This window comes from Nocardia sp. NPDC051570 (genome assembly GCF_044454005.1).
In the GTDB taxonomy this organism is placed as follows: domain Bacteria; phylum Actinomycetota; class Actinomycetes; order Mycobacteriales; family Mycobacteriaceae; genus Nocardia.
The window spans coordinates 31,358-52,283 of record NZ_JBITDI010000032.1; the positions used below are offsets into that span (position 1 = coordinate 31,358).

Genomic DNA, 20,926 nt, shown 5'->3' on the forward strand with positions numbered 1-20,926 from the left:
CTGGTATATCGAGTGACATTCCCTCGAGAAACCAGGAGCGCGATCGGTGTTCGAATCCCTGTCCGACCGGTTGACCGGTGCCCTGCAGGATCTGCGCGGGAAAGGGCGCCTGTCACCGGCCGATATCGATGCGACCGCACGGGAGATTCGACTCGCCCTGCTCGAGGCCGACGTCGCGCTGCCGGTGGTGCGTCAGTTCATCGCCCGAATCAAGGAGCGCGCCAAGGGCGCCGAGGTGTCGGGGGCCCTCAACCCGGCGCAGCAGGTCGTCAAGATCGTCAACGAGGAGCTCGTCGGCATCCTCGGCGGCGAGACCCGGCGGCTGCAGTTCGCGAAGAATCCGCCCACGGTCGTCATGCTCGCCGGTCTGCAGGGCGCGGGTAAGACCACGCTGGCGGGCAAGCTCGCGAAATGGCTGAAGGATCAGGGACATACGCCGTTGCTGGTGGCCTGCGACCTGCAGCGTCCGGGCGCGGTGACCCAGCTGCAGGTGGTCGGCGAGCGGGCCGGGGTGCCGGTGTTCGCACCGCATCCGGGCACCTCCGTTGGTGGCGGCGAGAATCCGCTGGGCGTCACGGCAGCCGATCCGGTCGAGGTCGCCGAGGCGGGCGTCGAGGAGGCTCGGCAGAAGCAGTACGACGTGGTCATCGTCGACACCGCCGGACGCCTCGGCATCGACGAGGAACTGATGCGTCAGGCCGCGGGCATCCGCGATGCGGTGCAGCCGGACGAGACGCTGTTCGTGCTCGACGCGATGATCGGTCAGGACGCGGTCACCACCGCCGAATCCTTCCGCGACGGCGTCGGCTTCACCGGCGTGGTGCTGACCAAGCTCGACGGCGACGCCCGCGGCGGCGCGGCGCTGAGCGTGCGCGAGGTCACCGGCGTGCCGATCCTGTTCGCCTCGACCGGTGAGAAGCTCGAGGACTTCGACGTCTTCCATCCGGACCGCATGTCCAGCCGGATCCTCGGCATGGGTGATCTGCTCACCCTGATCGAGCAGGCCGAGCAGGTCTACGACCAGCAGCAGGCCGAGGAGGCCGCGCGCAAGATCGGCTCGGGGGAGATGACCCTCGAGGACTTCCTCGAGCAGATGCTCGCCATTCGCAAGATGGGCCCGATCGCGAATCTGCTCGGCATGCTGCCCGGCGCGAATCAGATGAAGGACGCCCTGGCCGCGGTCGACGATAAGCAGCTGGACCGGGTGCAGGCCATCATCCGCGGCATGACCCCCGCCGAACGCGATAATCCGAAGATCATCAACGCCTCTCGCCGCCTGCGCATCGCCAACGGTTCGGGCGTGGCGGTCTCGGAGGTCAACCAGCTGGTCGACCGGTTCTTCGAGGCCAAGAAGATGATGGCGATGATGGGCCGGCAAATGGGCCTGCCCGGCGGTCGCAATGCCAAGAACAAGAAGGGGAAGAAGGGCAAGAAGGGCGGACGCGGTCCGACCCAGCCGAAGATGCGCGGCGGATTCCCGGGAATGCCGGGTATGCCCGGCGTGCCGGGCGGTATGCCCGCCGGATTCCCGGATCTGTCGAATATGCCCGCGGGTCTCAACGAATTGCCGCCGGGGCTCGACGGTATCGATATCTCGAAGCTGAAGTTCCCGAAGAACTAGGTCCGATCCCCGCAGTAGGTTGTGATCATGCGACTGCATCTGCGGGGCGTAATCCTTCCGGGCGACGAGGTTCGCGACGTCTGGGTGCATGACGGGCTGATCTCCTTCGAACCCGTGCGCGACGCCGAAACCCTGTGTGACACAGGGTGGATCGTGCCCGGGCTGGTCGATGCCCACTGCCATGTCGGAATCCGGTACGGCGGTGGGCATTCCGATCGCGAGGACGCGATCGCTCAGGCGGAGATCGAGCGGGACGCGGGCGCGCTGCTACTGCGCGACGCGGGCTCGCCGATCGACACCCGATTCATCGATGAGCGCGAAGATCTGCCGAGGATCATCCGGGCGGGTCGCCACATCGCCCGGCCCAAGCGCTACATCCGCGAACTCGGCATCGAACTCGACGATGAGCGAGAATTACCGCGCCTCGTCGCCGAACAGGCACGTCGCGGCGACGGCTGGGTGAAGATCGTCGGCGATTGGATCGATCGATCGGTCGGCGATCTGCGCCCGCTGTGGAGCGATGCGGTGCTGAAGGAGGCCATCGACGCCGCCCATCGCGAGGGCGCCCGGGTCACCGCGCACGTCTTCGGCGAGGACGCGCTGCCGGGATTGATCGAGGCAGGGATCGACTGCCTCGAACACGGCACCGGGTTGACCGACGAGACCATCGAGATGATGGTGCGGCACGGGACCGCGCTCGTGCCGACGCTGATCAATATCGACACCTTTCCCGGAATCGCCGACGGCGCAACGAAATTCCCCGTCTACGCGGCCCATATGCGCGATCTGCACGCTCGGGTGCGCGACACCGTCGGCAGAGCCCACGCCGCCGGGGTCGCGATCTACGCCGGAACCGATGCGGGCGGTTCCATCCGGCACGGCCGCATCGCCGACGAGATCGAGGCCCTGCACGGCGCCGGATTGTCGTGGCACGAGGCGCTGGGCGCGGCCGCATGGCAGGCCCGCTCCTGGCTCGGCCGCCCCGGAATCGAGGCGGGCGCACCCGCGGATCTCGTTGTCTACGAGTCGGATCCGCGCGGCGGCCGCGATGTGCTCGCCGCGCCGTCGCATGTGATTCTGCGCGGTCGTGTCCGGCCGCGGCGGGATCCGGTGACCGGGCATCGCTGAGCGCGCCCCCGCACAACTGTGGTCGTGCGAGCCCGCGGACGCGGTCGATAGGATTCGGCGATCGGGGTTACTGGACTGCCGCGCGGGTTGGGCAGATAGTTGAGGGGTGTCCCGGCTGTGGCCGGTTCGGTAATCGCTGCGGTCCAACGATTCCGAACGCGCCCCCGGGGATCGACGAGAGGGGAACCCATGAGTGCGGTCTCGGCCGTCGAGCGGCGGGGGTCTTATGGCGTGGACGCGCCACCCGCGGTGCTGACCCTCGGCGGATTCGCCGCGCTGTACCTGGTGCTCGCCGCGATCATCGGCCCGGCCTTCAGCCCCGCGGTGGGCTGGTTCTTCCTGGCACTCGGCCTGGCGATGGCCGCGCAGTTCGCCCTGTACCTGCATGCCACGCTGCGCGGCAAGTTCGCGGTCTGGGCGGAACTGCTCGACGGGCTGTCCCTGCGCGGTGACGAACGGCTGCTCGACATGGGTTGCGGCCGCGGCGCGGTGCTCCTCGCCGCGGCCCGCCGCCTGCCGCGCGGCAGGGCCGTCGGCGTCGATCTGTGGCGCTCGGTCGACCAGTCCGGCAACGCCCAGGAGGCCACCGAGGCCAACGCCGCCGCCGAGACCGTCGCCGACCGCATCGAACTGCACACCGGCGATATGACCGCCCTCCCCTTCCCCGACCACAGCTTCGACGTGGTCGTCTCCAGCCTGGCGATCCACAACATCAAATCCCCCGAAGGCCGCGCCGCCGCCGTCCGCGAATCCCTGCGAGTCCTCCGCCCCGGCGGCCACCTCCTCCTCGCCGACATCTTCAAGGCCCGCGAATACCGCGAGATCCTCGCCGAGGCGGGCGCGCACGACGTGACCAGCCGCTCGCTCGGCTGGCGCGTGTGGTGGGGTGGTCCATGGCTGCCGACGAAAGCGGTCTCGGCCACAGCGGCGTGAGATCGCGGTACCGCTTCGAAAGTTGACTTACAGCGGGGCATGTCAGAATGGGTTCTGTTAGAGGAGCAGCGCACTCACCACCGACGTGATCGGACGGGACATGACGATGAGCGCCCAGGTTTCGACGATTCACCCATTGGGGCCTACGACTGTGGAAGAGTGGCTGATCGAAGATCAGCCTGCCGATGGATCTCGACTCGAGCTAATCCTGGGGTACCTCTACATGACACCACCGCCTACGGGCTCGCATCAGCATGCCACGTTCAGGCTCGCGGTCCGACTCGACGATGCGCTCAAAGCTGCTGGTCGTGGAGATCTCCATGTTCTGCCCGGGGTTGGTGTTCGGCTGAGCACAGCATTCCGTACAGGGGTCATCCCGGATATCGTCGTCGTGGACGTCGATGTCAAGCAGACCAGCTTTGCTCCGGAGAACATCGTGCTTGCGGTGGAAGTGTGGTCGCCGGGTAACAGCCGGGCAGAGCGGGACACCAAAACTGCCGCTTATGCGGGTGCTGGCGTTCCGTATCTCTGGCTCGTGGAGTTGCCGGACCGCAAACCGGTGAGATTCTGGGGCTATCGGCTCGGTGAGAAGGGCTATGACCAGGTCGTCTATGCCGAATCCGGGGAAGTGGTGACGCCTCCGTCGCCGATTCCGGTCGATGTGCCGACCGCTGATCTGAGCTGAGCCCGGGTCCGATTTCATCGGGTGCTGCCCATCTGGCAGAATGGTCGATCGTCCTCGTCGAGGACGGTGTCAGCCCGTCTCCGGTCACGTACCGCGCGGCGGTCACAAGCACCTGACGCAAAACCGGGCCCGCACGCCGCGTGGGTCGCTGAATTGCGACCGTGACCACATACCGAAAGGCATCAACAGCACATGGCTGTCAAGATCAAGCTCACCCGGCTCGGCAAGATCCGCAACCCGCAGTACCGCATCGTCGTCGCCGACGCGCGGACCCGCCGCGACGGCCGGGCCATCGAGTCGATCGGCCTGTACCACCCGAAGGAAGAGCCCTCGCTGATCCAGGTCGACTCCGAGCGCGTGCAGTACTGGCTGGGCGTCGGCGCGCAGCCGACCGAGCCGGTCAAGCGCCTGCTGGAGGTCACCGGCGACTGGCAGAAGTTCAAGGGTCTGCCGGGCGCCGAGGGCACCCTGAAGGTCAAGGCGGCCAAGCCGTCCAAGCTGGACCTGTTCAACGCCGCGCTGGCCGCCATGGACAGCGAGCCGGCCGGCGAGGCGGTCACCCCGAAGAAGAAGGCCGCCAAGAAGGCCGACGAGGCCGAGGCTGCTGCCGAGACCGAGGCTGGCGCGTAATGACCGCCGTCGTCGCCGATGCCGTCGAGCACCTGGTGCGCGGCATCGTCGCCAATCCCGATGACGTCCGCGTCGAGCTGATCACCAGCCGGCGCGGGCGCACCGTCGAGGTGCATGTGCACCCGGAGGATCTGGGCAAGGTGATCGGTCGTGGCGGTCGCACCGCGACCGCGCTGCGCACCCTCGTCGCCGGTATCGGCGGCCGGGGCATCCGGGTCGACGTGGTCGATACCGATCAGTAGATGGAACTGATTGTCGGGCGGGTCGCCAAATCCCATGGTGTGCGGGGCGAACTCGTGGTCGACGTGCGCACCGACGAGCCCGAACTGAGGTTCGCGCCCGGTGCCGTCCTGCGCGGGCGCGCGCCCCGCTCGACATCGACACAGCAATTCACGGTGGAGTCGGCCCGGGAACACTCGGGCCGGCTTCTCGTGCGCCTGGACGGTATCGCCGATCGCGGCGCCGCGGATGCGTTGCGCGGCACCATCTTTCTGATCGATACCGCCGAACTGCCGCCCTCGCGGGATCCGGACGAATACTACGATCACGAACTCGAGGGCCTGACCGTTCGGCTCGGCGACGGCACCGTGGTCGGCGAGGTCACCGAGGTGCTGCATTCGGCAGCGGGAGAACTGCTTTCGGTGCGCGCCGCCGATAACGGGCGGGAGATTCTCATCCCGTTCGTCACCGCGATCGTGCCGACCGTATCGATCACCGAGGGCCTGATCGTCATCGATCCGCCCGAGGGCCTGCTCGACGAGGAGTGAACGATGGGCACCGACTCCGCGCTGCGGATCGATGTGATCACGATCTTCCCCGAATACCTCGAACCGCTGCGAACGGCGTTGCTGGGCAAGGCGATCGATAAGGGCATCGTCGAGGTCGGCGTGCACAATCTGCGCCGCTGGACCCATGATGTGCACCAGGCCGTGGACGATTCGCCCTACGGCGGCGGCCCCGGCATGGTGATGAGACCGACCGTCTGGGGCGACGCGCTGGACGAGGTGTGCCCCGACGACGCGCTGCTGATCGTGCCCACGCCCGCGGGCGTGCCGTTCACCCAGGACACCGCGCAGCGCTGGTCTTCGGAGCGGCATCTGGTCTTCGCCTGCGGCCGATACGAAGGTATCGATCAACGCGTCTTCGACGATGCGGCGCGCCGGGTGCGCGTCGAAGAGGTCAGCATCGGCGATTATGTCCTCATCGGCGGCGAGGCCGCGGTGCTGGTGATGGCCGAGGCTCTCGTACGCCTCATTCCGGGCGTTCTGGGCAATCAGCAGTCCCATCAACAGGATTCGTTCTCCGACGGCCTGCTCGAGGGCCCCAGCTACACCCGCCCGGTCAGTTGGCGCGGCCTGGACGTCCCCGAAATCCTGCTCTCGGGCAATCACGCCAAGATCGAGGCGTGGCGTCGCGAGCAGTCCCTGGACCGCACCCGCACTCGCCGCCCGGATCTGTTGCCGCCGCAGTGAATTCGCGCATCCGTTCGCGCGTTCTTCCACCAGGTGTGAGCGGCACGTCATCCGCAAAGGGGTCCAGCTGTGGTCCAGTGTCAGGGGTCGCCGGTAGTGTCTGCGGGCGTGACGACAGCCTCCGAACCCGTCAGCACCGCAGCCGCTGATTCCGCGCAGCCCGCCGGCACCGTTCGCCTCGCCAGTGTCGGCCGTCGCATCGCCGACGAGCTGAGCGTGCGCGACGAACAGGTCCGCGCCGCCGTCGAACTGCTCGACGGCGGGTCGACGGTGCCGTTCATCGCCCGCTACCGCAAGGAGATCACCGGCGGACTCGACGACGCGCAGCTGCGGCAGCTGGAGGAGCGGCTGCACTATCTGCGCGAACTGGACGAGCGCCGGACGTCGATCCTCGAATCCATCCGCGGCCAGGGCAAATTGGATACCGCGCTGGAGCAGCAGATCATGCTCGCCGAGACCAAGGCCCGCCTCGAGGACATCTACCTGCCCTATAAGCCCAAGCGCCGCACCAAGGCCCAGATCGCCCGCGAGGCGGGTCACGAGCCGGTCGCCGACGCGCTGATCGGCGATCCGACCACCGATCCGGCCCAGTACACCGCCGAACAGCTCGACGGCGCCCGCGCGATCCTGGTGGAACGCTTCGCCGAGGACGCCGACCTGGTCGGCGAGCTGCGTGAGCTGATGTGGAACCGCGGGCAGATCTCCTCGCGGGTGCGTGCCGGCAAGGAGGAGGCGGGTGCCAAGTTCGCCGACTACTTCGAATTCAACGAGCCGTTCAGCAAGCTCCCCTCGCACCGCATCCTCGCCCTGCTGCGCGGTGAGAAGGAAGAGATCCTCACACTGCACCTCGAGCCCGATACCGAGGCGGTATCCGAGCCCACCGAGCGCACCATCTACGAGGGCCGCATCGCGTTGAAGTTCGGCATCGCCGAACAGGGCCGCACCGCCGACACCTGGCTGCTGGACACCGTGCGCTGGGCCTGGCGTACCAAGCTGCAGGTGAGCCTGGGCATCGATGTGCGGATGCGGCTGCGGCAGTCCGCGGAGAAGGATGCCGTCGACGTCTTCGCGACCAACCTGCGCGATCTGCTGCTGGCCGCCCCCGCCGGGACCCGCGCGACAATGGGCCTGGATCCGGGCTACCGCACCGGCGTCAAGGTCGCCGTCGTCGACGGCACCGGTAAGGCCGTCGCGACCGAGGTCATCTACCCGCACAAGCCGCAGGGCCAGACCGAGAAGTCGCTGGCCGTGCTGGCCGCGCTGGTCGCCCGCTTCAACGTCGAGCTCATCGCCATCGGCAACGGCACCGCCTCCCGTGAGACCGATGCCCTTGCCACCGAGCTGATCTCGCGGATTCCGGAGAACAAGCCGACCAAGATCGTGGTGTCGGAGGCGGGCGCGTCGGTGTATTCGGCCTCGGCCTATGCCTCGGCCGAACTGCCGGAGATGGACGTATCGCTGCGCGGTGCGGTGTCGATCGCGCGCCGCCTGCAGGATCCGCTGGCCGAACTGGTGAAGATCGATCCGAAGTCGATCGGCGTCGGCCAGTATCAGCACGATGTGTCCGAGACGCTGCTGGCCCGCTCGCTGGGCGCGGTCGTCGAGGATGCGGTGAACGCGGTCGGCGTCGATGTGAACACCGCCTCGGTGCCGCTGCTGTCGCGAGTGTCGGGTATCTCGTCCTCGGTGGCGGAAGCCATTGTGGCGCACCGCGATCAGAACGGGCCGTTCCAGAGCCGCACGGCGCTGCTGAGCGTTCCGCGGCTGGGGCCCAAGGCGTTCGAGCAGTGCGCGGGCTTCCTGCGCATCCGCGGCGGTGACGATCCGCTCGACACCTCGGCGGTGCATCCGGAGGCCTATCCGGTGGTTCGGCGCATTCTCGACGACACCGGTCGCGGGGTGCACGAGCTCATCGGTAACACCACGGTGCTGCGTTCGCTGCGTGCGGACAAGTTCACCGACGAGAAGTTCGGTGTGCCGACCGTCACCGACATCATCGCCGAGCTCGAGAAGCCGGGCCGCGACCCGCGTCCGGAGTTCAAGACCGCCGAATTCGCCGCGGGCATCGAGAAGGTCGCCGACCTCGAGCCCGGCATGGTGCTCGAGGGTGTGGTCACCAATGTCGCCGCCTTCGGCGCGTTCGTCGACATCGGTGTCCACCAGGACGGCCTGGTGCACGTATCGGCCATGTCCCACAACTTCGTTCGCGATCCGCGCGAGGTCGTGAAGTCCGGCGATGTGGTCAAGGTCAAGGTGCTCGAGGTCGACGTGGCCCGCCAGCGCATCGGCCTGTCCCTGCGCCTGGACGACGAGCCCGGCGCGGGTGGTAAGCCCGAGAAGGGCGAGGGCCGCGGCCAGGGCCAGCGCGGCGGCGGCAACCAGCGCCAACGCGCCCAGGACCAAAACCAGGGCCAAGGCCAGGGTCGCGGCAACCAGAGCCAGGGCCAGGGTCAAGGCCGGGGTAACCAGAACCGCGGTGGCCAGCGCCGCAACGCCCCCGAGCCCACCGGCTCCATGGCCGATGCCCTGCGTCGCGCGGGATTCGGCCGCTGAGAACTCCCCTCGGATCGGCCGCCCGGGCTCTCCCGGTCGGCCGACCGACTAGATTGGTGTAGGCGAAACATCAACGGCGCGAGCCGATCCGGGGGCGGATGCCCTACGGCAACCATCGCGCGCGGACGGGGATCGTCGCTGTCGATGTTCGGCCCGGCTGTGCGAAGGTGGTGGTCGGACGGCTGATCGGCATGCGGTTGACGGGTGGGGTTCGGCCGGCGGTGGTGTGTTTGCTGCACAATGTGGCTGGGCGGACCGATCCCGACACCGGACAGGCGGAGACGACTGGAGTATGGCGGACTTTCGACGGTGGCTCGACGATTCCGTGCTGGCCGCGGGCCGGCTGCCGCTGATGTGCTTCTTGCTCGGATTCATTGTGGGGTTCTTGCTGATTCGGCTCAGCGTTCGGCTGATCCGTAAGCGGGTCCGCTGGTGGCCGGGCAATCTGCGCGCGGGGAATGTGCACATCCACCACATGGTGTTCGGGGTGGTGATGGTGTTGCTGTCGGGCATCGGGCTGGTCACGATGTATCAGAGCGGCGTCGGCACGGTCAGCGTGCTGGCCGCGGCCTTCGGGGTCGGGGCGGCGCTGGTGCTCGACGAGTTCGCGCTCATCTATTACCTGCGCGACGTCTATTGGGAGGAGCAGGGCCGCACCTCGGTCGACGCGGTGTTCGTCGCGCTCGCGGTGACCGGACTGCTGTTGCTCGGATTCCATCCGTTGTGGCTGCTGGACTTCAATGACATTCGCCACGATGACAGCGTGCCGGGGCGAATCCTGGTCACCGCGTTCGCGATCGTGAATCTGGGGCTGGCCGCGGTAGTCATCGCCAAAGGCAAGATCTGGACGGGTCTGTTCGGAATGTTCTTCCTGCCGTTGCTGATTGTTGGCGCGTTGCGGTTGAGTCGCCCGGGAGCGCCCTGGGCGCGCTGGCGCTACGCGGGACGAGCCCGGCTCATGCAGCGCGCGATCCGCCGCGAACGGCGATATCGCCGACCGGTGATTCGCGCCAAGATCTTCGTTCAAGACCTGATAGCGGGCAAACCGGACGTAGCGCACATATATCGCGCCGCCGAGGAGGAATTGGCCAGGACGGTGGTCCCCGCTCCGGCGCCGCCGCATCCAAACCGTGGTAGCAGACACGTTGCTGGCACCGGATAGGGGTGCCACTGTGGAAGTATGGTTTATGTAGTCGGGGATTATCTGCTCGATCGGTTGCGTGAATTGGGTGTCACCGAAATCTTCGGTGTGCCGGGCGATTTCAATCTCCGCTTCCTCGATCACGTCGTCGCCCACGAGGGCGTGCGATGGGTCGGCGGCGCCAATGAACTCAACGCCGGATACGCCGCCGACGGATACGCCCGGCTGCGTGGCATCGGCGCGGTGGTGACCACCTACGGTGTCGGCGAGCTGAGCGCGGCCAACGCGATCGCGGGCAGCTACGCCGAGCGGGTGCCGGTGGTGCATATCGTCGGCGTCCCGGCCAAGGACATCCAGGTCAATCACCGCATCACCCACCACACCCTCGGTGACGGTGACTTCCATCACTTCCGCCGGATCGCCGCGGAGATCACCTGTGCGCAGGCCGATCTCGGCGCGGCCGACGCCTGCGCCGAAATCGATCGCGTGCTGCGCGCGGTGCGCGTACATCGGCGGCCCGGCTACCTCATGCTCGCCACCGATGTGGCCCAGGTCGAGGTCGCGCCGCCGAGTGCACCGTTGGCCCCACCGGCCGACTTCTCCAGTCCCGGCGCCCGGGCGGCCTTCGAACAGGCCGCGCGAGAGTTCCTAGGCGGCAAGCGGGTCACCGTGCTGGCCGATGTGTTCGTCGACCGGGTCGGCGCGACCGAGCGGCTGCGCACACTGGTGGCCGGCGCGAACCTGCCGCATGCCACGCTGGCCTGGGGTAAGACAGTTGTCGACGAGTCCGCGGCCAACTTCCTGGGCGTGTACTCCGGCGCGGCTTCCGAGGCCGGTGTGCGCCACGCCGTCGAGGAGGCCGAGCGTCTCGTGACCGTCGGCGTGCAGTACACCGACACCATCACCGCCGGATTCAGTCAGCGCGTGGATCCGCGGCGCACCATCGATATCGGCCCCGATCGGGTCGTCATCGGCGGGGTCGACGCCTACGCCCCGCTGTCACTGCCCACGGCGCTGCAGGTGCTCACCGAGATCGCGGGCGAATTCGCGCCCGCCGAGACGATCGAGATCGCCCAGGCCGCGGGAGAGTATCCGCCCGCCGACGGCCCGCTGACCCAGGCCGCGCTGTGGCCGCTGGTCGCGGATGCCCTGGGCGACAACAACATCGTGGTCGCCGAACAGGGCACCGCCTTCTTCGGGCTGGCCACCCAGCGGATGCCCTCGGGCATCACCTTCCTCGGCCAGCCGCTGTGGGGTTCGATCGGATACACCCTGCCCGCGGCGCTGGGCGCCGGACTGGCCTGTCCGGATCGGCGGCCTGTGCTGGTGATCGGCGACGGTGCCGCGCAGCTGACCATCCAGGAACTCGGCGTCTGGATCCGCGAGCGGGTGCCCGGGGTGATCGTGCTGGTCAACAACAACGGCTACGCCGTCGAGCGCGCGATCCACGGCGAGCACGCCCCCTACAACGACATCGTGCCCTGGCGCTGGGATGCGCTGCCGCATGCCTTCGGCGCCGATCCGGAGGCGGTCGCGGTCCTGCGGGCCCGCACGATCGCCGAGCTGCGCGATAGCCTGAGCGCCGCCGCGGCGGCCCGGGACCGGCTGGTGCTGCTCGAGGTGTTCACCGACACCCTCGACTATCCGCCCTTCATGATCGAGGTATCCGCGTCGATCACCGCCGCGAATTCGAGGTCGTGAGCGCGAGCCGGGCCCGATTAACGGTGCGGTCGCGTGATCTGGCAGAATGGCCGAGTTGCCCTGGGCTCACGGCTCGGCGCACCGCCCATATCCGGAGCACGAACCGGTTGAGTCTCGAGCCGCCAGGTTCCTCTGTTCACGCGAAACTTCCAAAGGACGGAAATGAACACCCTCGACTTCGTCGACGAAAAGTCGCTGCGCACCGATGTCCCCGCCTTCCGCGCGGGCGACACGATCAACGTGCACGTGAAGGTCATCGAAGGTAACAAGGAGCGCATCCAGGTCTTCAAGGGCGTCGTCATCCGACGTCAGGGTGGCGGCATCCGCGAGACCTTCACGGTCCGCAAGGTCTCCTTCGGTGTCGGCGTCGAGCGCACCTTCCCGGTGCACAGCCCGAACATCGACCACATCGATGTCGCGACCCGCGGCGATGTCCGCCGGGCCAAGCTGTACTACCTGCGCGATCTGCGCGGCAAGGCCGCCAAGATCAAGGAAAAGCGCTGAGCGTCAGACTGTGATCGAAGACCCCCGGCCCGGCGGCCGGGGGTCTTCGATGTGCGGGGTAGGGGTTCTTTGTCTGCGCCGCAGGGGGTCTCCGGTGTTGTCCGGCCAGGGGCCTCTAGGCTTGCTCCGTAGCGTTTCATGGATGCGACCGTGCGGTTTTCATGGCATACGCTCAGGCTGTGGCACGCCCGTCGGGGGTGCGCTGGGCTAGTCTGTTCGGCGTGGCAGAGGAGAGTGAGTCGGTGACGGTGCCGGAACCTGGCGACGAACGCGCGGGCGATCCCTCGCCGAAGCGGCGACGCGGCCGAGGCGATAAGAAGAAGAATCGCCCGTTTTGGCAGGAGCTCCCGATCCTGATCGTCATCGCCGCCGTGATCGCGGCGCTGGTGGTGAACTTCATCGGCCGCCCATATGTGATCCCGTCGGAGTCGATGGAACCGACCCTGCACGGCTGCACCGGCTGCACCGGCGATCGCATCTACGTCGAGAAGCTGAGCTACGACTTCGGCGATCCCAAGCCCGGTGACGTGGTGGTCTTCGTCGGGCCGAGCGATTCGTGGAATCGGACCTATCACTCGAACCGGTCGAGCAACACCGTGGTGCGCGGCATCCAGGAATTCTTCTCCTTCTTCGGGCTCGTCCCGCCGGATGAGAACGACCTGGTCAAGCGGGTGATCGCGACTGGCGGCCAGACCGTGCAGTGCTGCGATGCGCAGGGCCGGGTCATGGTCGACGGCAAGCCGCTCGACGAGCCGTACGCCCAATATCTTTATGACGGTGGCAAATACACCCCCGGAGTCCCCTATGCCAGCTCGAACGCGGCAGGCCGCGAGTTCGGCCCGGTGAAGGTTCCCGAAGGCAATCTCTGGGTCATGGGTGACAACCGCAACCGTTCCGCCGACTCCCGCGCTCATATGGACGACCAGTACCAGGGCACGGTTCCGATCAAGGACGTACGCGGGAAGGCCGTGTTCAAGATCTGGCCGCCGAGCCGGATCGGACCCGTGCGCGCGCAGAACCCGCAGTAGATCGCATAATCGAACGGTGGGTGCAGTGGGGCGCAATCAGCAGCGCATCGCTCGGAACGGTAAGGGCGGCACACGGATTCCGACCATCGTCGCGCGCAGCGGCGACTGGCCGCCGCGCGTGGTGATGCGGCGGGCCGGTGGTCTGCGCACGCTCGAGGCGGCGCTGATCCGCGGTGGTCTCGGACCAGTGGCGGGTGTCGACGAGGCCGGGCGCGGATGCTGCGCGGGTCCGCTCGTGGTGGCTGCCTGCCTGCTGGCGCCCAAGGCCTACGACTCCCTGGCCGAACTCGACGACTCCAAGAAACTGACCGAGGCGACCCGGGAGCGGCTGTTCCCGGTGATCCAGCGCCGGGCACTGGCCTGGAAGGTGGTCGTCGTTCCGGCCTGGGAGATCGATCGGATCGGTATCCATGTCGCCAATATCGAGGGAATGCGTCGCGCGGTCATGGGTTTGGACGCCGAACCCGGATATGTGCTGACCGACGGGTTCCGCGTGCCCGGCATCCCGGTCCCGTCGCTACCGGTGATCGGCGGGGATGCGTCGGCCGCCTGTATCGCCGCGGCGAGCATCCTGGCGAAGGTGACGCGCGACCGCATGATGGTCGAGATGGACCGGCGGCTGCCCGGATACGGATTCGCCGCGCACAAGGGCTACAACACGCCCGAACATATGGCCGCGCTGAAGGAGCTCGGCCCCACGAGTGAGCACCGCCGTTCCTGGCGCAATGTCCGGCTGACCGATTCGATCGACCCGGTGGAGATCGAGCCGGACATGCCGGACGGGACGCGAGTGGCTGCCGATGCCGCGCATGCGGGATGATTGTCGATACCCGCATCAGTGGCGAGAAGGAGGACGTTCCACCCGATGAGCGAGCGGAGCGAGCGAACCATGGCAGTCATGCCGGAGCCTAGCGCTAGCGAGGTACAGGCATGAGCGCCGAGGACCTCGAGAAGTACGAAACCGAGATGGAACTCTCGCTGTACCGCGAGTACAAGGACATCGTCGGCCAGTTCTCGTATGTGGTGGAGACCGAGCGTCGGTTCTACCTCGCCAACTCCGTCGAGCTGCGCCCGCAGAACGCCGACGGCGAGGTGTACTTCGAGGTGCGCATGTCCGACGCGTGGGTGTGGGACATGTATCGGCCGGCCCGCTTCGTCAAGCATGTCCGGGTCATCACGTTCAAGGATGTGAACATCGAGGAGCTGGAGAAACCGGATCTGCGCCTGCCGGAGTGATCCGAGGTTGTCCACAGCTTTCCGATTGTCCACAGACTATCTGTTTCCCCAGGTCGGCCCCCCGGCCCGCGCGATCCGCCGAGACATGCTGGGCGGGTGGCAGACAATCTGGCGCTGGGCGCACACGGTGAGGAACTGGCGGCGCGATATCTGCGTGACGCCGGAATGCGGATCGTCGATCGGAATTGGCGCTGCCGCTACGGTGAGCTGGATCTGATCGCCCGCGACGCGGCGGTGACCGCGTTCGTAGAGGTGAAGACCCGCTCGGGATTGTCGTTCGGGCGTCCCGCGGAGGCGGTCACCTGGATCAAACAACAACGGATCAGACAGCTGGCCGTGCTGTGGCTCAGGGAACACCCCGGGCCGTGGCGACGGATCCGATTCGATGTGGTGTCGGTGCTACTGCTGCCCGACCGTGAGCCCGTCATCGAACATCTCGAGGCGGTGTTCTGATGGCGCTCGGACGGGCGTATTCGGTGGCGGTCACCGGTGTGGAGGGCCAGCTCGTCGAGATCGAGGCCGATGTCGGGCAGGGGCTGCCGTCGGTACATCTGGTCGGCCTGCCCGATACGACCCTGCAGGAGTCCCGCGACAGGGTGCGCGCGGCGGTCACCAATTCCGGCGAGAAATGGCCCGACGGCCGGGTGATCCTCGCGCTGTCCCCGGCGACCCTTCCCAAGGTCGGCAGCGTATACGACCTGGCCCTCGCGATAGCGGTGCTCGATGCGGGCGATGCGATTCCGGGGGAGCGGCTGACCGACACGGTACTGCTCGGCGAGCTCGCGCTCGACGGCCGGATCCGGCGGGTGCGAGGGATTCTGCCCGCGGTGCTGGCCGCCCGGCAGGCGGGCCGCACGACGGTGGTGGTGCCCGAATCGGGCCTGACCGAGGCCGGTCTGGTCGACGGCATCCGGGTGCTGGGCGCCGATACACTGCGCGCGCTCATCGACTGGCTGCGCGGCGAGGGCGAATTGCGTTCTCCCGACGGTCTTCTGCCGCCGGCGGATCGCACCTGCGGTGACCTCGACGAGGTGGTGGGCCAGGACGAGGCGCGCTGGGCGCTGGAGGTGGCGGCCGCGGGCGGCCATCACCTCTTGCTGACCGGTCCGCCCGGAATCGGCAAAACCATGCTGGCACAACGGCTCCCGGGCCTGTTGCCGCCGTTGACCGAGCGCGAGGCGCTGGAGGTGACGGCGATCCATTCGGTGGCCGGAACGCTGCCGGACGACCATCCGTTGATCACCGCCGCACCGTTCGTGGCGCCGCATCATTCGACATCGGTCAGCGCCATCGTGGGCGGCGGCTCGGGCTCGGCTCGCCCGGGCGCGGTGAGCCGGGCGCATCGGGGCGTGTTGTTCCTCGACGAATGCGCCGAGATCGGCACGAAGGTGCTCGAGGCGCTGCGAACTCCCTTGGAGGAGGGCGAGGTTCGCATCGCCCGCCGCGATGGGGTGGCTCGATATCCGGCGCGCTTCCAGCTGATCCTGGCGGCCAATCCCTGTCCATGTGCTCCGGCCCGCGATGTGGACTGCATCTGCGCACCGCTGGCCCGGCGACGTTATCTCGGCAAGTTGTCCGGGCCGCTGATGGACCGCATCGATATCTGGGTCCAGATGCACGGCCAGGCCTCCGGAGCCTTCGCCGCCACCGAGACCGAGAGCAGCGAGACCGTGCGCGGCCGGGTCACCCTCGCCCGCGGTGCGGCGGCCGCGCGTTGGCAGGAATACGGCTGGGCCACCAATGCCGAGGTTCCGGGACATGTTCTGCGCCAGCGCTTCCGACTGCCGCGGGAATCGCTCACGCCGGTGGAGAACGCGCTCCGTCAGGGACGGATGTCCGCGCGCGGAGCCGATCGCGCGATCCGAGTCGCGTGGACGATCTGCGACTTGCGTGGCGGCGATCTGCCGAGCGCACAGGATGTCATGCAGGCGTTGAACTTTCGCCAGCGAGGGACGCAATGAGGCCCGGCCGCGCAGGTCGGCCGATGCGCCTGCGAGATGCCTGCGACATCGTAGACCTGCTGTGGCGGCCCGGGCGAGTGCGGATTTCGGGGCTGGCCGATTGCGGCCGTATCGCTGCGTGGGGCGAGCGGCGGAGAGCGGATACGCCTGGGAACGCGCTGTTTTCGGTACCGGAAGCATAGAGAGGGGGATGCGCGGGCAGCCCGGCGGTACCGCGTGGCGGGGGAGCGGATGGACGTCGATGGTGACCGGAGGGGAGGTCGAAATGTTCGGGCGTACAGAGGATGTGGTGATGCTCGACGCGGACGAGCGGCGGTTGGCGTGGGTGTACTTGTCGCGGGTAGTGGCGGGACCGTGTGCGGCGCTGTCGGCCTTGATCGAGCAGGTGGGAGTGGTGGAGGCGGCACGAGCGGTGCGGGAACGCGAGCTGCCGGAGTCGTTGCGCGGGCCCACCGAGAAACGGCGCGGAACATATTGTCCGGACGAGGATCTCGACACGATCACCCGCCTGGGCGGGCGCGTGGTGACACCCGACGACGACGAATGGCCCGCGTGGCGGATGCTCGGATTGGGTCAGCTGGATCCCGGGCGGGACGCGGACGCGGCCGTGCCGCTGGTGTTGTGGGTGCGCGGACCACTGTGTCTGCTGGCCGCCACCGAGCAGGCCGTGGCCGTGGTGGGCGCGCGATGCAGCAGCGGGTACGGCGAGCGGGTGACGGGGGAGATCGTGAGCGATCTGGCGGCACGGGGCTGGACGATCGTTTCGGGTGCGGCCTTCGGCATCGACGGTGCGGCGCATCGCGCCGCCCTCGCCACCGGCGGCGCCACGATCGCCGTGCTGGCCTGCGGGGTGGATCGCCCCTATCCCGCCCAGCACGACAGGCTGCTGACGCAGATTGCCGAAACCGGTTTGGTGGTCAGCGAATACCCGCCCGGCACCAGCGCCCACAAACACCATTTCCTGGCGCGCAACCGTCTCGTGGCCGCCCTCGCCGATGGTGTCCTCGTCGTCGAGGCGGGCCTGCGCAGCGGCACTCGCAACACGGTGAAATGGGCGCGCCGCCTGGGCCGCCCGGCGCTGGCGGTGCCCGGTCCGGTCACCTCCGCCTCCTCGGTCGGCTGCCATCGCATGATCCGCGAGGGTGAGGCCCTGCTGGTCACCCGCGCCGAGGAGGTCCTCGACGAGGCGGGCCCGCTACGCCTGTCTCTGCCCGAGACCCGATCCGACGACGAAAATCTGTGCGGCGACGAAGCTTTGGTCTATGCGGCGCTCCCCAAGATCGGCTCCCGCCAGCCCGCCGACCTGGCCGGCCAATCCGGCCTGCCCCTCCCCGCCGTCCGAGCCACCCTTCCCGCGCTGGAACTGGCCGGTCTGGTCGGATGCGATGCCTCGGGCTGGTTCCGCATCGTCAGGAAACCGCGGTGAAAGCACCTATGACAGAACAGGATCGAGCTCATGAGATGTTCGAGGATCGCTGCGATATCGGATGTGCACGGGGGCTGCCCGCGGCGGCGGCCGTCCTCGCCGAGCCGGAGGTGGCGCGGACACTTGCCGCTCTGGGTCTCCTGCGACCCAAACGTCGTGGTGCCCGACGGTGAGACCTTGTCGACGGCACGTAAGCCTGAAATCTTCTACAGGCCAACGGAGTCCACGAGATCGACCGCCGCCTTCACCGCGGTCTTGTGGCTCATATAACTCGCGACAGGGACACCGCTGGGGTGTAGGAATGGCCGAAAACATCTCGGTCACGCGGCATCGACGTCGACGACGTTCCCTGGCGCTACCCTGATCGACGCGTGCTGCCGATGCCCTGCGCTCCAATGAATTACGGCTGCATTTCCTTCGGAGCAACGTTCTGCGGGAACTTGCCGGTTATGTTGCCGGCGGGAGAGTAAACGCACACTACGTAGGTCTCGTAGATGTTCGAGTCCTGTCCAGCGGCCCGGGCGCATCCGACCTCGGTCGTGCTGGCCCAGACCACTTGGGTGAAGTGACCCGTATCCGAGGAGAAGCCCGGGTTGTTGTAATCGTATTGGCTGCCTTCGGCGTACCAGGAGCGTACGGCTTCGGAGCAGGCGGCCGCCTTCGGTTGACTGCTGCCGGCCCAGTACAGGGTTTCCCCATAATGCGTATCGAGGCCATGGTGCCCGGCGCTCAGACCTGCTGCTCGGCTGATGTAGTCGGCGCGGTGCTTGGCGTAGGTGACGAGATTCGGACTGATGTGCAGCGGCGCCGCGTGATGGACCGTGCGGTCCGCATTGAGGGCGTTGAGACACGCACGCTCGAAGGCCGTATCCGTGTGGTCGGGGAGCGGATTACGGGTAGCGCCGGGGGGAACATCGTCGGCCCAGGCTGGGCCAGCAGGTCCGACCGCGAGGCCCAGCGCGATCATGCTTCCCGCCACTGCCGCGACGCGGCGGTTCGGCACACCCGGTCGAGATATAGCCATGGTTCATCTCCGTTCTCGAGCTGTCGCGGTGGTTCGACATCTTGCAGATGATGCGTTACGAAGGGGAAGCGAGGACTTGATCGTGAGCCAACTGAGGAAGGGGAAGGGACAGCAACGGTGGGTTGCTGCCCTTTTCGATGCCATCTCGATCGGTGTGACGATCCGCGCGGGGATGCATCCGCACTGTGCGGATCAGCAGATTGTCAGGTCGTAGGGTCGGTTGAAGCGTGATCAGTAGGACAAAATAACGCAGCCGCGGATATCGTTGCTGCCCCCAGTCGGGGAGGCGCCGCGCCACAGGGGAGACCAGTCAGTCTGATCAACCGCACGGAGTGTTATTCGGACTCTCGACAGTCCTGGATGGCTCCGCGCCCGACCGTCATCGCGAATGGTCCGATCCAGAAGTGTGATCCCACCGTCCGTGCGATGAGGAGGAAGTGGTGGTTGTCGACACCCGTCCGGAACGCTGGGCGGGTGCTGGCTGGGCTGCCGGAGAGCGTGCAGGTCCACGCGATAGCCACCGTCGCCGAGGCGCTGACCGCATTCGGTCGCGGCGAGCCGGAGCATCGCAACGATCAGGAATGGAGAAGCGCCGGGCGAGGGTCCGCGATTAGCGTCATCGCTGGGGATACCGTCGAGGGCTGAGGAATTCGGCTCGGTCACGGGGGCATGACTGGAGGTAGGAATGGCACAGAATCGGAAGGCCGGAAATCGACAGGGGCCCGGGGCGCTGTCGCGATGGGTGCAGCGGAAGATGAATGCGTGGACGAGTTCCCGTATCCGGCGTAGAGGCGGCAAGTTCATGGGGATGGACGTGCTGATCCTGCAGACCGTGGGACGCCGCAGCGGGCAGGCACGGGAGACGCCGGTTACCTGGTTCGCCGATGGTGAGGATGCGTGGCTGCTCGTCGCGTCGGGCGGCGGGAAACGAAATCCGGACTGGTACATCAATCTGATGGCGCACCCCGATCGGGCGTCGATCGAATTGCCGGGCCGGGGCACCGTGCCGGTCACGCCGCATCGGCTCGACGGCGCCGATCGCGAACAGGCATGGCAGCACATCGCCGCCGACCAGCCTCGCTACGGGAAGTATCAAACCAAATCGGACCGGGAATATCCGGTGGTCCGGCTCACTCCGCGATAATGGTTGCGCACTGCGAGCTGGATAATGGTGCGCCTCATAGCATTACAGTGGGGTTCGGAAGTTCCACCATCGGAGGGACGATGTCCGACGACGCCAGGTTCGGCGTCTACGTGCACTCAACGGCTCAGCCGGGTCAGCGTGACGCGGTCGTCGGGCTGATTGGCGACGCGGCGGCCGAAACCAGCGGACTGCTCGCCTACAGCATCGGCACGTCCCTCGATAATCCGGACGCCCTCTGGGCGACCCAGCTGTGGATCAACAAGGCAGCTCACGACAATGCGACCCACAGCGAACCGGTCCGCGCGGTGACGCGCCGCCTGCTGCTCGCCGCCCACTGGCGAGTTCCTATGGCCGCATTGTCGATGCCCGGGGGTACGTCGAGGATTGACTCGCGAGCGACTTCGATCGAGTTCATTCGGCCGAAAGACCTTCCACCCCAAGGATTCCGAGACGGCGCCGTGATCGGGTTACCGGGCCGGAACTGCTCCGAGGGCGGATGTGCTTCCGGCGCGAGCCTGAACTGGGCGGCCTTTACCGCGACGCGTGGTGCATTCGACTGGCTGGCAGCGGTGCCGCTTCGCCGGTGAGTGCCGCGATCTTCGGTGCGTTGCATCCAGAGTGCGCTCCGTGACTGCTCGGCCGCGCTAGTACTCCAGCCGGACTTCACGTTCGTGTGAGTTGGTTTGATCGTCGCTGGTAGTGGCTGGTGCGGGCGCGGTGTTGGTGTCTGCGACGCCAG

At 67.4% G+C, this 20,926-nt stretch carries 22 protein-coding genes; 21 read left to right on the plus strand and 1 reads right to left on the minus strand.

The features are described 5' to 3' along the window. Window positions 1-46 precede the first annotated feature (46 nt). The 18 genes from ffh to dprA all read left to right on the plus strand — a co-directional run bounded on the left by ffh (window position 47) and on the right by dprA (window position 18,019). Window positions 47-1,621, plus strand: a complete 1,575-nt coding sequence (ffh, locus tag ACIA76_RS41510; RefSeq protein WP_397160748.1) for a signal recognition particle protein — start codon at window positions 47-49, stop codon at window positions 1,619-1,621. Window positions 1,622-1,648: 27 nt separating this feature from the next. Then, window positions 1,649-2,749, plus strand: coding sequence for an amidohydrolase family protein (locus tag ACIA76_RS41515; protein ID WP_397160750.1), 1,101 nt, complete (start codon window positions 1,649-1,651; stop codon window positions 2,747-2,749). Between the two features lie 189 nt (window positions 2,750-2,938). Continuing rightward, the gene (locus tag ACIA76_RS41520) at window positions 2,939-3,682 is read left to right on the plus strand and encodes a class I SAM-dependent methyltransferase (RefSeq protein ID WP_397160752.1); all 744 of its coding nucleotides are present in this window, start codon (window positions 2,939-2,941) and stop codon (window positions 3,680-3,682) included. Between the two features lie 100 nt (window positions 3,683-3,782). Beyond that, on the plus strand, window positions 3,783-4,367 hold the full coding sequence (locus ACIA76_RS41525; protein ID WP_397160754.1) for a Uma2 family endonuclease: 585 nt from the start codon (window positions 3,783-3,785) through the stop codon (window positions 4,365-4,367). 192 nt (window positions 4,368-4,559) lie between these two features. Beyond that, window positions 4,560-4,997, plus strand: a complete 438-nt coding sequence (gene rpsP, locus ACIA76_RS41530; protein WP_397160756.1) for a 30S ribosomal protein S16 — start codon at window positions 4,560-4,562, stop codon at window positions 4,995-4,997. Then, a complete protein-coding gene (locus ACIA76_RS41535; RefSeq protein ID WP_397160758.1) occupies window positions 4,997-5,239 on the plus strand; it encodes an RNA-binding protein in 243 nt (80 codons plus the stop codon). Before rpsP ends, ACIA76_RS41535 begins: the two co-directional genes overlap by 1 nt. Then, complete coding sequence (gene rimM, locus ACIA76_RS41540) at window positions 5,240-5,764, plus strand: ribosome maturation factor RimM (RefSeq protein ID WP_397160759.1); 525 nt, start codon at window positions 5,240-5,242, stop codon at window positions 5,762-5,764. Between the two features lie 21 nt (window positions 5,765-5,785). Further along, window positions 5,786-6,469 carry a tRNA (guanosine(37)-N1)-methyltransferase TrmD gene (gene trmD / locus ACIA76_RS41545; RefSeq protein ID WP_397160782.1) on the plus strand — a complete coding sequence of 228 codons (684 nt, stop codon included), beginning with the start codon at window positions 5,786-5,788 and terminating at the stop codon, window positions 6,467-6,469. Window positions 6,470-6,577: 108 nt separating this feature from the next. Then, window positions 6,578-9,022, plus strand: coding sequence for a Tex family protein (locus tag ACIA76_RS41550; RefSeq protein WP_397160761.1), 2,445 nt, complete (start codon window positions 6,578-6,580; stop codon window positions 9,020-9,022). A 292-nt stretch (window positions 9,023-9,314) separates the two neighbouring features. Next, the gene (locus ACIA76_RS41555; protein ID WP_397160763.1) at window positions 9,315-10,184 is read left to right on the plus strand and encodes a hypothetical protein; all 870 of its coding nucleotides are present in this window, start codon (window positions 9,315-9,317) and stop codon (window positions 10,182-10,184) included. An 18-nt stretch (window positions 10,185-10,202) separates the two neighbouring features. Further along, window positions 10,203-11,864, plus strand: coding sequence for an alpha-keto acid decarboxylase family protein (locus ACIA76_RS41560; protein WP_397160765.1), 1,662 nt, complete (start codon window positions 10,203-10,205; stop codon window positions 11,862-11,864). Window positions 11,865-12,026: 162 nt separating this feature from the next. Further along, window positions 12,027-12,368, plus strand: a complete 342-nt coding sequence (gene rplS, locus ACIA76_RS41565; protein WP_397160767.1) for a 50S ribosomal protein L19 — start codon at window positions 12,027-12,029, stop codon at window positions 12,366-12,368. A 221-nt stretch (window positions 12,369-12,589) separates the two neighbouring features. Next, the gene (gene lepB, locus ACIA76_RS41570; RefSeq protein ID WP_397160769.1) at window positions 12,590-13,396 is read left to right on the plus strand and encodes a signal peptidase I; all 807 of its coding nucleotides are present in this window, start codon (window positions 12,590-12,592) and stop codon (window positions 13,394-13,396) included. A 124-nt stretch (window positions 13,397-13,520) separates the two neighbouring features. After that, the gene (locus ACIA76_RS41575; RefSeq protein WP_397160784.1) at window positions 13,521-14,216 is read left to right on the plus strand and encodes a ribonuclease HII; all 696 of its coding nucleotides are present in this window, start codon (window positions 13,521-13,523) and stop codon (window positions 14,214-14,216) included. Between the two features lie 110 nt (window positions 14,217-14,326). Next, a complete protein-coding gene (locus ACIA76_RS41580) occupies window positions 14,327-14,632 on the plus strand; it encodes a DUF2469 domain-containing protein (protein ID WP_011210678.1) in 306 nt (101 codons plus the stop codon). 96 nt (window positions 14,633-14,728) lie between these two features. After that, complete coding sequence (locus ACIA76_RS41585; RefSeq protein ID WP_397160770.1) at window positions 14,729-15,085, plus strand: YraN family protein; 357 nt, start codon at window positions 14,729-14,731, stop codon at window positions 15,083-15,085. Further along, on the plus strand, window positions 15,085-16,593 hold the full coding sequence (locus tag ACIA76_RS41590; protein ID WP_397160772.1) for a YifB family Mg chelatase-like AAA ATPase: 1,509 nt from the start codon (window positions 15,085-15,087) through the stop codon (window positions 16,591-16,593). Before ACIA76_RS41585 ends, ACIA76_RS41590 begins: the two co-directional genes overlap by 1 nt. Before the next feature lie 265 nt (window positions 16,594-16,858). Beyond that, window positions 16,859-18,019 carry a DNA-processing protein DprA gene (dprA, locus tag ACIA76_RS41595; RefSeq protein WP_397160774.1) on the plus strand — a complete coding sequence of 387 codons (1,161 nt, stop codon included), beginning with the start codon at window positions 16,859-16,861 and terminating at the stop codon, window positions 18,017-18,019. Window positions 18,020-18,419: 400 nt separating this feature from the next. Here dprA and ACIA76_RS41600 read toward each other — a convergent pair whose 3' ends face one another. Then, on the minus strand, window positions 18,420-18,986 hold the full coding sequence (locus ACIA76_RS41600) for a CAP family protein (RefSeq protein ID WP_397160776.1): 567 nt from the start codon (window positions 18,984-18,986) through the stop codon (window positions 18,420-18,422). Between the two features lie 483 nt (window positions 18,987-19,469). Between ACIA76_RS41600 and ACIA76_RS41605 the strand changes: the two genes are divergently transcribed. From ACIA76_RS41605 to ACIA76_RS41615, 3 genes are all read left to right on the plus strand, one after another. Then, window positions 19,470-19,688: a hypothetical protein gene (locus ACIA76_RS41605; RefSeq protein ID WP_397160777.1), complete on the plus strand. Its 219-nt coding sequence runs from the start codon at window positions 19,470-19,472 to the stop codon at window positions 19,686-19,688. Window positions 19,689-19,728: 40 nt separating this feature from the next. Continuing rightward, window positions 19,729-20,187 carry a nitroreductase family deazaflavin-dependent oxidoreductase gene (locus ACIA76_RS41610; protein ID WP_397160779.1) on the plus strand — a complete coding sequence of 153 codons (459 nt, stop codon included), beginning with the start codon at window positions 19,729-19,731 and terminating at the stop codon, window positions 20,185-20,187. 80 nt (window positions 20,188-20,267) lie between these two features. Beyond that, window positions 20,268-20,774: a putative quinol monooxygenase gene (locus tag ACIA76_RS41615; protein ID WP_397160780.1), complete on the plus strand. Its 507-nt coding sequence runs from the start codon at window positions 20,268-20,270 to the stop codon at window positions 20,772-20,774. The last annotated feature ends 152 nt before the right edge of the window (window positions 20,775-20,926 follow it).